This is a genomic window from Halogeometricum sp. S3BR5-2 (assembly GCF_031624635.1).
GTDB lineage: Archaea > Halobacteriota > Halobacteria > Halobacteriales > Haloferacaceae > Halogeometricum > Halogeometricum luteum.
Window position 1 is genome coordinate 244,563 of record NZ_JAMQOQ010000004.1, and the last position, 14,316, is coordinate 258,878.

A 14,316-nucleotide genomic window follows, 5' to 3' on the forward strand; every position below is an offset into this window, starting at 1 on the left:
CAATTGAATGGGAACATTTATTATAATTAGAGGGGGTCCTCTAGTGTGATGTCATCCGGTAACACGAGAGATACAGCAGATGACACGCCGAAGCGAGACGCGTCATCGAGCCGCGTCGACCGGCGACAATTTATGAAAGCAACCGGCGTGACCGGTCTCGCCGGTCTCGGCGGTCTCGCTGGCTGTCTCGGAATGGGCGGCGGCGGGGGCGGCGGTGGCGGCGGTGGAGGCGGCGGCAACGGGAGTATCGAACTCAACTACTGGACTCTGTTCGGTGGCGGCGACGGAGAGGTGATGAAGTCTATCATCGACAAGTTCAACGAGGAACAGCCGCTGGGCGACAACATCAGCATCAACCGCCAGCGGACCCCGTGGGAGGAACACTACAACCGCCTGTTCACCTCGATGACGGGCGGGGACCCGCCGGACATGGCCGTCTCGCACGCCTCGTACCTGCGCCGGTTTCAGGACACGCTGGTCGACATCCAGGACAGGGTCTCCTCGAACGACTACGTGGACTCGATCCTGAGCGCCTGTCAGCTTGACGGCGGGCAGTACGCCGTGCCGATGGACTCCCATCCGGTCGGGCTGTACTACAACGTCGATATCCTCAACGAGGCCGGTGTGGAGCCGCCGATCGAGAACTACTCGCAGTTCGAGGAGGCGTGCAACGCCATCCTCGAGAACACGGACGCGCTCCCGTTCAGCCCCGACCCCTACTGGGGAGGCGGCGGCGGATTCAGACAGTGGTTCATGGGTCTCAACCAGTACGGCGGGTCGATGTTCAACGACGACCTCACGGAAGCGACCTTCGGCGACGAGGCGGGAACGGGGTCGTTGGAGTTCCTCGCGAGCGTCTCGGGTGAGCGCGGCTGGGATCGCCCGGACATCTCCGAGGACCGCGTGGCCCAGAGCTTCCGTAACGGCTCGGTCGCCATGACCGTCAACGGGACGTGGTACGTCAACGTGATGCGCGAACAGGATTTCGAGTGGGGCTTCGACAAGCCCCGCGTGTTCCCGGAGGCAGACCAGCTCCGGTCGACCGCCGACAGCCACACGATCGTCGTCCCGCAGAAGTCGAATGCGAGCGACGAACGGGTCCAAGCGGCCGTCGACGCCGCCGAGTGGATCACGCAGGAGAACCCCTCGTGGGGCGCGGAGGCCGGCCACCTGCCGGCGTACAACCCCATTCTGAACAGCGACGAACTCCAGAGCGCCGACATCTGGGAGAAGACGCTGAAGTCGTTCACGGAGATGGCGAACGACGGACAGTTGGCCTACTGGCCGCAGTTGCCGAACGCCGACTTGTACGCGGGGAGCAACTGGACGTGGGTGACCGACGCCTACTCGCAGAACACGGAAGCCCAGCAGGCCATCCAACAGGGCGTCGAGACCTGGAACTCCAACCTCGGGTAATCGACGAGGAACTCACATATAATGTCAGTCATCGATCGATTCGGCGGGGTCGTGGGAACGCTCAGTTCCGACAGTCGGTCGCGTCGGGAGTTCGTGGAGGGCGTCCTCTTCTCGCTCCCGTATCTCATCATCTTCGCGGTGTTCCTGCTCTACCCGCTGTTGATGGGGGGATACATGAGCCTGTTCGACTGGAACGCGATCGCCCCCGCGGAGTCCGTCTTCCTCGGGCTAGAGAACTACGCGACACTCCTCAACGACTCGCAGTTCTGGAACGCGCTCGGCAACACGTTCTACTTCGCGCTCCTGACGGTGCCGTCGATCGTCGTGGTCGGGTTGGGGCTCGCGTTGGGCGTCAACCGCGATATCAGGGGACAGGGGTTCCTCCGCGCGATCTTCTTCAGTCCGTACATCCTCACGGTGTCCGTCACGGCGCTCGTGTGGATCGACATGTACTCCACCCAGTACGGGGTGCTCAACCACTATCTCGGGATGGTGATGGCCAACCCACCCCAGTGGCTCCAGTCGCGACTGTTCGCGATGCCCGCCATCGCCATGACCACCGTCTGGTGGCTGGTCGGCTTCAGCTTCGTCATCCTGCTCGCCGCCAGACAGAGCGTGCCTACCTACCTCTACGAGGCGGCCAAACTCGACGGCGCGGGGACGTGGCGACAGTTCCGCGACGTGACCGTCCCCCAGATGCGTCACGCCATCTTCTTCGTCGTCGTCATCAACCTCATCTGGGCGTTCCAGGTGTACGGCCAACCGTACATCATGACGTCGGGCGGTCCGAGCCAGACGACGGAGACGCTCGTGATGTACCTGTACCAAGCGGCGTTCAACCAACGGAACTTCGGCTACGCGGCCGCGATCGGGTACGTGCTGACGGGGATACTCGTCGCCGTCTCCATCGCGAACTACTACCTCCTCGGAGGCGACAATGAGTAAAACAACGACAAGCCGGTTCGCATCGTTCGACGTCGGTGGAATAACCGCCCGGAGCGCCTTGGTACACATCGCGATGTACGGGGCCGCGTTCCTGTTCGTGGTCCCCTACATCTACATGATCTCGACGTCGTTCATGACCCAACAGGACGCCGTCGCACAGGGGATGAACTGGATTCCCGACCCGGTCACGATCGGGTCGTACGTGCAACTGTTCGCCGGGTCGCAGATCATCCAGTGGTCGATCAACACGCTCATCATCTCGTCGGTGACGACGCTGCTCGTGTTGCTCGTGGACTCGATGATAGCCTTCTCGCTCACGCGACTCGAGTGGCCGGGCCAGCGCTACATCCTCGCGCTCATCATCGCGAGCTTCATGGTTCCCGGCTTCGTGAACATCATCCCGCTGTATCTCGTGGTGTCCGACCTCGGCCTCCTCAACAACTACCTCGCGGTCATCCTCCCGTTCGCGGCGGGACCGCTGGGGGTGTTCCTCCTCGCGCAGTTCTTCCGCGATATCCCGTACGAACTGCAGGAGGCCGCCCAACTCGACGGCTTCTCCAACTTCAGGATCTACACCCGGATGATCCTGCCGCTGTCGAAGTCGATTCTGACGGCGCTGGCGCTGTTCATCTTCGTCTGGAGTTGGAACCAGTTCCTCTGGCCGTTGATCGTCCTCCAGAGCGAGGCGGCGTACACGCTACCCATCGGCGTGGTCGTCCTGCAGGACAACTTCACCTACCAGCCCGCGCTGACGATGGCCTCGGCCGTCGTCGCCTCGGGCCCGCTGTTCATCCTGTTCTTGCTGCTGCAAGAACAGCTCATGACCGCCGTCGAGATGCAGGGCGTGACGTAACACTGTTAACGTTCCACGCCCCTCGTTGGGCAAATGAGGGACGCTGATACGAAGACGGTGTACCGATCGTTCGTCTCCGCGGCGCGGTTCTTCTACGAGCACGGACCGCGGCTGGTCGCGGTGAGCGTGCTCTGGTTCCTCTGCTCCCTCCCGTTAGTCACCGTCGGTCCGGCGACGCTCGGCGCCTATGCGGCGGTCGCGTCGCTCCGCGAAGGACACGCGTTCGACCGAGAGCGGGTCGTGGCGACACTCAAGCGGCACGGTGTCTCGGCCGTACTGCTCTCGGGGGTTCCGCTCGTCTTCGCGGCTATCGCGGCGCTGTACGCGCGGCGCTACCTCCTCACGCGTTCGACTGTCGCGCTCGTGCTGGGTGTCCTCACCACCTACGCCGCGGCGTACGCGGCCTTGGTACTGATTCCAACCTTCGCGGGCCTCGTCGCCGGTGAGGACCTCGAAACGGCGCTCAGGGCCGGCGTCAGGTGGACCGGACGGAACGCGGCCAGCAGCGTCATGATCGGACTGGGGACGGTTCTCCTCTTCGCCGTGACCGGCGCGCTGACCATCGCGTTCGCGGTCGTCTTCGGCGGCATGGTCGCCGCGTTCCATCTCGAAGCGCTGCTCGGCCCGCCGCCGAAGTCTGAGGCGGCGGAGGACCACTGGTCGCCCTACGAGAGCGCTCGCCGGTAGCCCGAACCACACTGCGGCCGACGTCGACGAAGGGTGTGAGGCGGTGAGGTTAGCGCGAAGAAGAGCTCAACGGGACGAGAGGGTCGGCACCGCGGCGCCCCGACGATGACGATTCTGGGCCCGGACCTCGAAACGGCTCACGTCCGCTGTGGGGTGGGTTCGTGCGCCGTCTCGGTGGCACGACCGGTGTCGACCATCACGTTGTTACCGCTCGCACGGTCGAAGATGTGCATCTTGTCCTCGTCGAACGTGACGCCGATTTCGTCGCCCTCGTCGTACCGGTAATCGCCCATCACGCGCATCGTGAACTCGACGCCGTCCGACCGGAGGTAGAAGTAGTTGTCGTCGCCGACGGGTTCGTGCACGTCGAGTTCGGCCGGTATCGCGTCGGCGGACCCCCGTTCGGCGAAGTGGAAGTGTTCCGGACGGACGCCGAGCACGAGGTCGTCCGAGACGGCTCGTTCGCGGATTCGGTCCCGTGTCTCGGCGGACACCTCGTAGGAGAACGCCTTGCTCTCCAGCGTGGCGCCGTGCAGTTCCACGTCGAAGAAGTTCATCGACGGCGATCCGATGAAGTCGGCGACGAACAGGTTCGCGGGTCGGTTGAACACCTCCTTGGGTGTTCCCACCTGCTGGAGGTCACCGCCGTCGAGGATCACCACGCGGTCGGACATCGTCAGCGCCTCCTCCTGGTCGTGGGTCACGTACACCGTCGTCGTATCCAGGTCGTCCTGTATCCGCTGGAGTTCCGTCCGCATGTGCGCGCGGAGTTTGGCGTCGAGATTCGAGAGTGGTTCGTCCATCAGGAAGACCTCCGGCTCCCGAACGATTGCCCGGCCGGTCGCGACGCGCTGTTGTTGTCCGCCCGAGAGCGCGGCGGGTTTCTTGCCGAGTTGGTCTTCGATACCCATCATCTCCGCCGCCTCCTCGACGCGATCGGCTATCTCGTCGTTCGAGAGGTCCGAGGTGAGCTTCAGCCCGTACGACATGTTCTTCCTGACCGTCATGTGGGGGTACAGCGCGTAGTTCTGGAACACCATCGCTACGTTGCGGTCCTGCGCCGGGACGTCGTTCACCACTCGGCCACCGATGCTGATGGACCCGTCGGATATCTCTTCGAGGCCGGCGAGCATCCGCAGCAGCGTCGATTTCCCCGACCCGGAGGGACCGACGACCGTGATGAACTCCCCGTCCTCGATGTCGAGAGAGAAATCGTCGACAGCCACGATGTCTCCGTCGTACACCTTCCGAACGTCCTCGAATCGTACTTCGCTCATAATTACCCGTTACGTACTACGCAGTGTAATTTATAATGATTGTGGTCGCCGGGACTTCGATTCTCTACTCGCAGGAGACCGTTCGTTCGAGCCTCGGCGAAGGAAGAGGGACCGTACGGATCGTTTTCCTCGTGGTTGTTCTTGCTATCGCGGAATAGACGCCGATCAGGGCGTGAGTGACTACCACCCTTCCCGGTGAACCAGTAGATAGCCGTCCCTCGTAGCGCTCGGTGCCAGCGTTGCGGCTGATCCGCTGGTTGCGCAGGCGGTATAACGGTAGAATCGGTGAGACTGCGGAACCGGCGGGAGCGCGGGACCGTCAACCGGAACGCGAGCGTTTGCCGCCGTCCGGCGGACGACGGCTTCGTGCGTCCGTTCGCCGACTGACCGGCACGGTCCGGAGCACTTCCGGGGTCACTCCCTGGATCTCAAGCGGGACGTCCGGAACGCCGAGGGACGCGCGGATAGCGGAACCCGTTCGACTCCGTCGGACGAGCGCTCGCACTCGGGCGAATCTTCAAGAGGCGAACCGCCGACGGACGACCATGGGAACGCTCAGGGACGCGGCCGCAGACGCCGGCGTACGAGTCGGTGCGGCCGTCGACGCCGACTCGCTCAGAACCGACACCGACTACCGGCGGACGCTCTCGTCCGAGTTCGACGCCGTCGTCGCCGAGAACGCGATGAAGTGGGGGCGGCTCAGTGATGGCGAGGGATGCTACGACTTCACAGACGCCGACGACATCGTGGCGTTCGCGAACCGAAACGACATGTACGTCCGCGGGCACACGCTCGTTTGGCACCGGATGTACCCCGACTGGCTCCGACCGTGGTCGCGGTCCGAGGCGTCGGCCCGTCGAACGCTCAGAACGCACGTCCAGACCGTCGCCGGTCGGTACCGCGGACGCGTCGACGCGTGGGACGTGGTGAACGAGGCCGTCGCGGACGACGGCGGCCTCCGGGAGACGCAGTGGCTCGCGTCGCTCGGTCCGGAGTACCTCGACCGCGCGTTCGAGTGGGCCGACGACGTGTCCGACGCCGACCTGTTCTACAACGACTACGGCGCGGACGGCCTCTCGGCGAAGTCCGACGCGGTGTATGACCTCGTCTCGGAGATGGTCGCCCGCGACGTGCCGATAGACGGCGTCGGTCTGCAGTTACACGTCTTCGACGAAACGGTCCCGCCGGCCGACGTCGCCGCCAACGTCGAACGCCTCACCGAACTCGGTCTGACCGTGCACGTCACCGAACTCGACGTGGGCATCGGCGAGGCCGTCGTCGACGCGGACGAACAGGCCGACTACTACCGCGACGTCGTCTCGGCCGCCGTCGACGCCGGCGCCGAGGCCGTCGTCACGTGGGGCGTCGACGACGGACAGTCGTGGCTGCCGGCGCGGGGGTGGGGGGAGGCTCCGCTCCTGTTCGACGAGCGGTTCCGGCGAAAACCCGCTTACCACGGCGTCGCGGACGCGCTCTCGAAGTAGCGCTCCGAGCGGCTCGAACTGTTCGCGCCGTCAGAACCCGGGGCCGTCGACGTTCTCGTCCGCCGCCTCCCGCCAGTCGTGCTCCGGCGCCCACCCCAACTCGCGTTCGGCCTTCGCCGTGGTGAACGCGCAGGCGTCGCCCTCCACGTCGCAGGGCGGCGCGTCGTCGCCGAAGAGGGCGTCGAGGAGGTCGGCGGTATCCAGACCGAGGTAGTTCTCCGCGGCGTGGCAGAGGTACGCCTCGTGACCCTCGATATCGGCCGTCAGGGCGGACGAGAACATCGACGCGAGGTCGCGCACGTCGATGTACGACCAGAAGTTGCCGGCGCCGCCGTGCTGCGAGACGCCCGACGGGAGGTCCCGGAGCGCCTCGATGTCGAACCCCTCCCGGTTCCCCGTCGCCTCATATCGACCCGGGTACTGCACCCACGAGGGTCGAATCGAGGCGACGGGAACGCCGTAGCGCCGGGCGGTCCGCGCGGCGACGGCCTCGCCCGCCTCCTTCGAGACGCCGTAGGAGTCCTGCGGTCTCAACGGATGCTCCTCGTCGATGGGGACGTAGTCGGGGGCGGGGCGACGCTCGGCGAACGGGAAGCCGTACGCCGACTCGCTGGAGGCCCACGCGACCCGCGCGCCCGTCCGCCCGGCGGCGTCGAGGACGTTGTAGGCGCTCAGGACGTTGTTCGAGAACACCCGCACGCCGGCGTGGTTCGTCGGGTCCGGGATGGCCGCTAAGTGTGCGACGGCGTCGGGGTCGACGTCGGCGAATAGCTCCGCTGTCTCGCCACGGTCGGTCAGGTCGACCTCGAAGAAGTTCGCGCCCTCCGGGGCGTCCCCGGACGGGAGTCGCTGGTCGAGTCCCACTACCTCGTAGCCGTCGTCGAGCAGTCGCCGCACGACCCACCGTCCTGCGCCGCCGAGCGCGCCGGTGACGACGACGCTCCGCGTGTCGGTTGTCATTACCTCGTAGACGCCCGACCGCGACTTGAATCCCGGGGACGCGGCGGGTTCGACCCCTTCGCACGACCCCTCAGGCGGTCACCCTTCGGAGGTGCCGCGACAGTCCCTCGCCGATAGCCCGCATCCCCTCGTCTCCCGGATGGAGGAGGTCCGCGGACAGTCCCGAGAGGGGGAGCAGGTCGGGGCCTTCGACCAGCGAGAGGTTCCCGTGCGGCGAATCCGTCACGACGGTCCGCAACGTCTCCCGGTACGCCGCGGCGTGTTCGGCGTCCCCCGATGCCGTCACGTCGTCGAAGTAGGGAAAGAGCGTGACGCACGCGACGGGTTTGTCGGGGTGCGCCGCCGCGACGGTGTTCACGAACGGTTCGACGCGCGCCTCGAACTCCTCGACGGGGAACCCGCCGGTGTTCGCCATGTTCACCGACAGCGACAGCGTCGCCACGTCCCAGTCGTCGCGGGCGGCGATGTGCTCGGCCATCGCGGGTTCGCAGTACGCCGACCCGGAACAGCCGAGGTTCAGCGCGTCGTACCCGCGGTTCCGGGCGACGTGCGAGACGTAGTTCGCGTGGCCCGCGGACGACGCGGCTCCCTCGGTGATCGAGGTGCCGTACGCGAGGTATCGCTCCTCGGGCAGTTCGTCGTCGGCCGGCGGGCGGCACGCCCCCGAGACGTCGTGCACGGCGACGGCGTCGAACCGCTCGAATCGTATCCGGCAGACGCGCGGGTCGAACCGCCCCGTCACCTCCGTCGTCAACTCGCCGACCCGCGCCGGGACGGAGAGGGCGAGCGTCGTCGGTTCCGGACCGATTTCGGTCGGGTTCCACGGCTGGAACGGCCCCCAGAACACCCGGACCCGAGACCGCTCGGCCGCCGATAGGGTGAGTTCGATTTCCGCCTCGTCGCCCTCGGGAACGAACCTGAGTTCGCTGCCGGTCGGATGGCGGACGCGCTCTCGCGCCGTCTCGTTCAACCCCGCTCCCACCTCCGCGGGGACGCGACACAGTCGGTCGCCGCCGTCGGTCCACTCCGCGGGCACCGTCTCGGCGACGTTGTGGAGCGAGACGGACGGGTACGCTTCTAACTGCATACCGTCACGCTCGCACACCGGGCACATGACTCTGCTGGACGCCCGCCCTCGCCGCTTCGACCCCCCGTCGCTCCCGCCGCTCGGCGATTCCGAGTCTCAGTTGGGGTCGTACTGCAGGTCGCCCTCGTGGACCCACCAGAACTGGGGCCACTTGACCCGTCGATTCACGCTGTCCGACGCGGGTTCGGTCCACTCGTCGTTCGTGGTCCAGGACTGCTCGAACTTCGAGACGAGTCCGAGGAACGGCAGTTCGATGTGGCTGTGCCACGCCGACTGCTGGACGTACTGTCTCGCCTCCTCGTCGCTGGGCTGTCGGGCGATCTGCCTCGTCACTTCGAGCGGATTGATCGTCATCTCGCCGCCGCCGCGGGCCGGAATCGTCTGCTCGGTGTCTGCTTTCTCGCGGTAGCCGTGACCGCCGCCGATATCGGACGCCCACAGCTGATAGTACAGCGGGAAGTAGGGGAACGCCGAGCGCGACCCGCCTGGTAGCCAGTAGAAGCTTCCCATCTTGAAGTTGCCGCCGGAGTACTGACTGAACCAGTCGTTCGTCGGCCGAGTGCTGACGGAGAGGTCGAAGCCGAACTCGTTGAGTTGGCTGGTGACCGTCTGCGTCATCGTCGTCCAGTCGCTCCATCCCGCCGGCGAGTAGTATTCGCCCGCGAGCGTTCGTCCGTCCTTCGCCCAGACGCCGTTCTGCTTGGAGTAGCCGGCCTCTTCCATGAGCTGCGTCGCCTTCTCGGTGTTCGAGGACTCTTCGCCGTACGTCTCGAAGTCGCCGTACCAGTCGCCGAGCCAGTACTCCTGGTCCTTCGGTGCGATACCGCAAGGAATGGGCGCGGTGAACTTCGTCCGCGGTCCCGCGTTGTCGACGATGTCCTTCCGGTTGATGACGTGCGCGATGGCCTGCCGAACCTTCCGATTCCCGAAGTCCGGGTCCTGGTGGTTGAAGACGATGCCGTAGCCCCACTTGGCCGGGATGTTCACCTCCACGACGTGGTCCGGATACTGCTCGGCTATCTCGGGCGGCGTGAACGCGCTCGTCGCCGCATCGACCTCTGTCCCCGACATGAGCGCCTGATGCTGAGCCGATCCCCCGCCGGTGTTCTCGATGAGGTAGGTACCGAAATTGACGTTGTCGGACTTGTAGAACTCTGGGTTCGGCTCGAACTCGAACGCCTGGCGGTCTTTGTTCACGAGCGAGAACATGGCGCTGGAGACCGGATCCTCCCACGCCCACTGCAGGAGTGCCGAGGCCTCCTGGTCCAGCCACTGCTCGTGGACCTCCTTCTTCGTGTCGGCGAAGAAGTTAGTTAGCTCGAAGCGGATGATACGGGGGTTCGTCGGTCCCGAGAGATGCAGTTTCCCCGTCCGTTCGTCCACCATCTCGTAGTCGTCGACGTAGCCGAACAGCGAACTGCCCGTCTTCTCGGCGAGTTGGAGTTGTACCTCCAGGTCCTCGGTGGTCCAGTCGTCGCCGTTGTCCCACATGAGGTCCTCGCGGAAGGTCATCGTGACCTCCTGCTCTTCGATCTGCAGGTCCGAGAGCGCCCCGTAGAGGAATTCGTCCTCGTTGAAGGAGTATTTCAGGAACGGCGCGAACACCATCCGTCCGGCGGGCCAACTGTAGTTCTGGCTGGCGAACGAATTGAAGTGCAGGTCGACCGGGTTGCCGTCGTAGGCGTTCCGGAACGTCACGTCGTAGATCTGTCCTTCGCTACTCGTCCCGGGTGTGTTGTCCTCGCCCGTTCCTCCGCCGTTAGACCCGCCCTCGCTTCCCCCGCCTCCGCCGCCGCCGTCGCCGCCCCCGGAGCAACCGGCGAGCGCCGCCACGCCCGACGTCCCGGCAACGGCCAACATCCTCCGACGGCTGATCCGTCGGCTACAGTCGTCTCTCTCGCTCTCGTCTGTCATCACGTCTCGTATGTAAAATCAGCAATGATTAAGGGTTTCGAAACCGGAACCGTCGGCCTTCCGGCTTACACGCTCGTTCCCGGTCTTCCCGTATCCGCTCTCCACCGCCGGATCAGTACGCGTCCGCTTCCGCCAGCGTTTCGGACGCTTCGAGGTCCCACCCGTCGAGGTACGCTTCCTCGGCGGCGACGAGTTCGGCGAACAGGTCCCGCGCCGCCTCCGTCTGGAGGGTTCTGACCTGCGGGTCGAGGAGAAATCCCCGGAACGCGTGGTCGACGTCTCCAGTCCGCGAGGCCTCGACGACGGTTTCGATGGTGTCGACGTGCCCCTGCACCAACGAACGCACGGGACGGGGGAACCCGCCCGCGCTCAGCGGTCGGATTTCACCGGCGCGGACGAGGGCGTTCGCCTCCACCACGGTATCGCGCTCGATACCGTCTACCTGCCCCCGATTGGGCAGGTTGAGGTTCGTGACGACGTCGTCGCCGCCCGCGAGGGCGTCGAGGACGTCGAGGAGCACCTCGCCGGAGGCTTCGAGTTCGAACTCCCGGTCGCCCGAGAGCCACGCCTCCACGTCCGTCGTCTGCTCGGACTCGGCGGGGGTCCAGTGCTTCGCGCGGAAGTCGCTGCCCGTCCGCTTGACGCCCCAGCGGTTCAGCCCCTCCGCGCCGCCCTGCAGAAACCACGTCGCGTACTCGACGATGTGGCGGTCCCCGGAGAACGGGAGCAGGCCGAACCGGCGGTACAGTTCCCACGACACCTGCCACGGGTCGGCGAACGGGCTCTCGTCTTCGAGGTCCTCGGACGCGAACCGTCGAGCGCCCTCCTCGCCGCGCGCCAACTCGTCGAGCAGGGGCCACAGGTCGACGCCGTCGCAGTACGCCTCGTCGACCCACGTGAAGTGGTTGATTCCCTTCACGTTCACCGAGATATCGCTCCGGTCGGCGTCCATCCCGAGGTGTTCGCCGGCCAACTCCGCCAATCGGTCGCAGCCGTGGAGCACTTCGTGGCACATCCCGACGGCGTTGATGTCGGGGTACTCGTCGTACAGGGCGCGCGTGACGAAGTGAACTGGGTTAGTGAAGTTGAACACCCACGCGTCCGGGCAACGCTCGCGGATGGCGGCCGCGAACTCCCGGTACGTCGGGACGGTGCGCATCGCGCGGAGGATGCCCCCCGGCCCGATGGTCGCCGCTACCGCCCCGTAGATGCCGTACTTCTTCGGCAGGTCGAGGTCGTGGACGAACGTCTCCGTGGGGTCGTACTGCGTCGAGAGGAGGACGACGTCCGCACCGGTCAGCGCCTCGTCCAGGTCGTCCGTCGCCGCGTACTCCCACTCCGCGGTGGCCGCCGCTCGTTCCCCGACCCAGTTACCGAACTCGGCGTTCCGTTCGGCGCTCTCGACGTCCACGTCGTACAGGCGAACGGTCCCGTCGAAGGGCGAGAGAGCGAGGTCCTGCACGAGGTTCGGTACCCACTGGCGACTGCCGCCGCCGACGTAGGCGACGGTGAGGTCGTCCGCGTCGAGACGCGTCCCGGCGGTCGTCCGCGATTCCGACGGCTCCCGACCGCGGTCTCCGATAGCTGACTCCATGTGGTCGGACGGGCCCGCCGTCACAAAGTCGTACCGGAGGGCAGGTCTGCCAGTCACTTTACCTCGCCGCTCTCGCAGACAGGTGTTCTCTAAACCAGAACGCTTATGGTGGAATGATGATGATGGTCGACCATGAGCGCCAAACACCCGGTGCGGACGACCGAAAAGACGCTCGCCCTCATCGACGAGTTGCGAGTGCGAGGTTGCTGCGGCGTGACCGAGTTGGCGAACAACCTCGAGATGGGGAAGAGCGCCGTGCACAACCACCTGACGACGTTGCAGGAGCACGGGTACGTGTTGAAACGGGACGAGGAGTACCAACTCGGATTGAAGTTCCTCGAAGTCGGCGGCTACGTCCGGAAGTCGATGGAGTTCTATCAGGTCGCCGAACCGGAGATAAAGGCGCTCGCGGACGAGACCGGTGAACTGGCGAACTTAGTGGTCGAAGAGCAGGGGATGGCCGTCTACTTGATGCGGTCGAAAGGGGAGGACGCCGTCGACCTAGACACGTACGCGGGCATGCGCGCGTACCTACACACGACGGCGCTCGGAAAGGCCATCCTCGCTCACCTCCCCGAGTCGCGCGTCGACGAAATCGTCGACCGCCGCGGACTCGAACGGGAGACGCCGAAGAGCATCGGCACCCGCGAGGAACTGTTCGACGCCCTCGACGACGTCCGCGAACGCGGGTACGCCATCGACGACGGCGAGCGACTGGCGGGGCTTCGCTGTCTCGCCGCCCCGGTGAAAGCTTCGTCGGGCGAAGTCCTCGGGGCCATCAGCGTCTCGGCCCCGGCGAGTCGCGTCAGCGACGACGACCTCCACGGGGAACTCCCCGAACGGGTCCTCAGCGCGGCGAACGTGGTCGAACTCAACATCAACTACTGACCGCCGTTCCCCGCCTCGGAACGCGGGGGTTTCCGAGCGCTCACCTCTCTTTCGTCCCATACGACCGGCTCGTTCTCTCCTCCCTATACGTTACGAAACTAATCTTGTAACGACGCTGTGGCCGACGCCGGAAAGCTGTTCTGTGATAGGGAACGACGGAACTCGGGGCTGGCAACGGCGAAGCCTCCCGCCGGCCGCAGACGCGTCGCTCGTACGTGTGAGAGAGGCGCCACCGAGGCGAGTGGCGCCGGGACAGCGCGTTCGGAGCTACGTTGCCAGAGCCGTCGACGGCACTCTCCGGGAGCGCGTGACGGCGATTCGTACGTTCTCGATGGAGGTACTCAGTCGTTTCGGTCGGCGCGGCACCGCCCGCTTACTGACCGCCCGCCCCCCATCCGTACGCCTGCCACCCGCCGTCGGCGTGCAGCACCTCTCCGGTGACGAAGTTGTCCCGGCCGACGAGGAACGTCGCGCACTCGGCCATCTCCTCGATGGTGCCGAACCGGTTCAGCGGCGTCCGGTCGCGGATGTCGTCGTCGGTGTAGTCGGCGGACCCCTGCGTCTGTCCGGTTATCTCGGTCCAGATGAACCCGGGAGCCAGCGCGTTGACGTGGATGTCGTGCTCCGCCCACTCCACGGCGAGCGTCTGTGTGAGGTTGTTCACGCCGGCTTTCGCGGCGCAGTACGGCGAGCGCATCTGGAGACCGCGGCCCCCCATCAGCGAGGAGATGTTGAGGATGGCTCCTCCTTCACCCTGGTCTATCATCCGTCGACCGACCGCGCGACTCGCGATGAACGTGCCCACGAGGTCCACGTTGATGACCTTGCGCCACTCCGCGACGTCGAACTCGGTCGCCCTGTCGATGACCGTGAGACCGGCGTTGTTCACGAGGATGTCGACGCTCCCGAACCGCTCCGCGGTCGTCTGCACGAGGGCTTCTATCGCGTCCTCGTCGGTCACGTCGGCTTCGACGCCGATGGCCGTGCCGCCGTCCGCCTCGATGGCCGCCGCCGCCTCCTCGGCCCGTTCCTGCGACCGCGAGTTGACGACGACGTTCGCGCCCTCGGCCGCGAACCGCTCGGCGATTCCTTTTCCGATTCCCTGACTCGATCCGGTGACTATCGCTGTCTCACCGCTGAGTTTACCCGTCATCTCTGCTCGTTATCTCCGACGTGCGAACCTTTACTGTGTCGGTGTGCCGGGGGCGTCC

The 14,316-nt window shown here is 65.7% G+C and carries 12 protein-coding genes; 6 read left to right on the top strand and 6 right to left on the bottom strand.

Annotation, left to right across the window (positions count from 1 at the left end; translation table 11 throughout):
• Positions 1–132 precede the first annotated feature (132 nt).
• Genes NDI79_RS15870 through NDI79_RS15885 form a run of 4 tightly spaced genes read left to right on the top strand, consistent with a single transcriptional unit; the run spans position 133 to position 3,901 of the window.
• Positions 133–1,416: an extracellular solute-binding protein gene (locus NDI79_RS15870; protein WP_310929576.1), complete on the top strand. Its 1,284-nt coding sequence runs from the start codon at positions 133–135 to the stop codon at positions 1,414–1,416.
• A 21-nt stretch (positions 1,417–1,437) separates the two neighbouring features.
• Positions 1,438–2,361, top strand: coding sequence for a carbohydrate ABC transporter permease (locus NDI79_RS15875; RefSeq protein ID WP_310929577.1), 924 nt, complete (start codon positions 1,438–1,440; stop codon positions 2,359–2,361).
• Complete coding sequence (locus NDI79_RS15880) at positions 2,354–3,214, top strand: carbohydrate ABC transporter permease (RefSeq protein ID WP_310929578.1); 861 nt, start codon at positions 2,354–2,356, stop codon at positions 3,212–3,214. Before NDI79_RS15875 ends, NDI79_RS15880 begins: the two co-directional genes overlap by 8 nt.
• Positions 3,215–3,247: 33 nt before the next feature.
• Positions 3,248–3,901 (top strand): hypothetical protein, encoded by a 654-nt coding sequence (locus NDI79_RS15885; RefSeq protein ID WP_310929579.1) that lies wholly within the window; start codon positions 3,248–3,250, stop codon positions 3,899–3,901.
• Between the two features lie 137 nt (positions 3,902–4,038).
• Here the strand turns inward: NDI79_RS15885 and NDI79_RS15890 are convergent, their stop codons facing one another.
• Complete coding sequence (locus NDI79_RS15890; protein WP_310929580.1) at positions 4,039–5,178, bottom strand: ABC transporter ATP-binding protein; 1,140 nt, start codon at positions 5,176–5,178, stop codon at positions 4,039–4,041.
• 545 nt (positions 5,179–5,723) lie between these two features.
• Between NDI79_RS15890 and NDI79_RS15895 the strand changes: the two genes are divergently transcribed.
• Complete coding sequence (locus tag NDI79_RS15895) at positions 5,724–6,662, top strand: endo-1,4-beta-xylanase (protein ID WP_310929581.1); 939 nt, start codon at positions 5,724–5,726, stop codon at positions 6,660–6,662.
• Between the two features lie 30 nt (positions 6,663–6,692).
• Here the strand turns inward: NDI79_RS15895 and NDI79_RS15900 are convergent, their stop codons facing one another.
• The 4 genes from NDI79_RS15900 to NDI79_RS15915 all read right to left on the bottom strand — a co-directional run bounded on the left by NDI79_RS15900 (position 6,693) and on the right by NDI79_RS15915 (position 12,217).
• Positions 6,693–7,622 carry an NAD-dependent epimerase/dehydratase family protein gene (locus tag NDI79_RS15900; protein ID WP_310929583.1) on the bottom strand — a complete coding sequence of 310 codons (930 nt, stop codon included), beginning with the start codon at positions 7,620–7,622 and terminating at the stop codon, positions 6,693–6,695.
• A gap of 70 nt (positions 7,623–7,692) precedes the next feature.
• Positions 7,693–8,709: a GDSL-type esterase/lipase family protein gene (locus NDI79_RS15905; protein ID WP_310929584.1), complete on the bottom strand. Its 1,017-nt coding sequence runs from the start codon at positions 8,707–8,709 to the stop codon at positions 7,693–7,695.
• A 96-nt stretch (positions 8,710–8,805) separates the two neighbouring features.
• On the bottom strand, positions 8,806–10,569 hold the full coding sequence (locus tag NDI79_RS15910; protein ID WP_425499623.1) for an ABC transporter substrate-binding protein: 1,764 nt from the start codon (positions 10,567–10,569) through the stop codon (positions 8,806–8,808).
• 166 nt (positions 10,570–10,735) lie between these two features.
• On the bottom strand, positions 10,736–12,217 hold the full coding sequence (locus NDI79_RS15915) for a family 4 glycosyl hydrolase (protein ID WP_310929587.1): 1,482 nt from the start codon (positions 12,215–12,217) through the stop codon (positions 10,736–10,738).
• 132 nt (positions 12,218–12,349) lie between these two features.
• Here NDI79_RS15915 and xacR point away from each other — a divergent pair, with 132 nt between their 5' ends.
• Entirely contained in the window at positions 12,350–13,105 is a 756-nt protein-coding gene (gene xacR, locus NDI79_RS15920) for an HTH-type transcriptional regulator XacR (protein ID WP_310929588.1), read from the top strand.
• A 373-nt stretch (positions 13,106–13,478) separates the two neighbouring features.
• On the opposite strand, the gene NDI79_RS15925 is transcribed toward xacR, so the two are convergent.
• Positions 13,479–14,258 carry an SDR family NAD(P)-dependent oxidoreductase gene (locus NDI79_RS15925; RefSeq protein ID WP_310929589.1) on the bottom strand — a complete coding sequence of 260 codons (780 nt, stop codon included), beginning with the start codon at positions 14,256–14,258 and terminating at the stop codon, positions 13,479–13,481.
• Positions 14,259–14,316 lie beyond the last annotated feature (58 nt).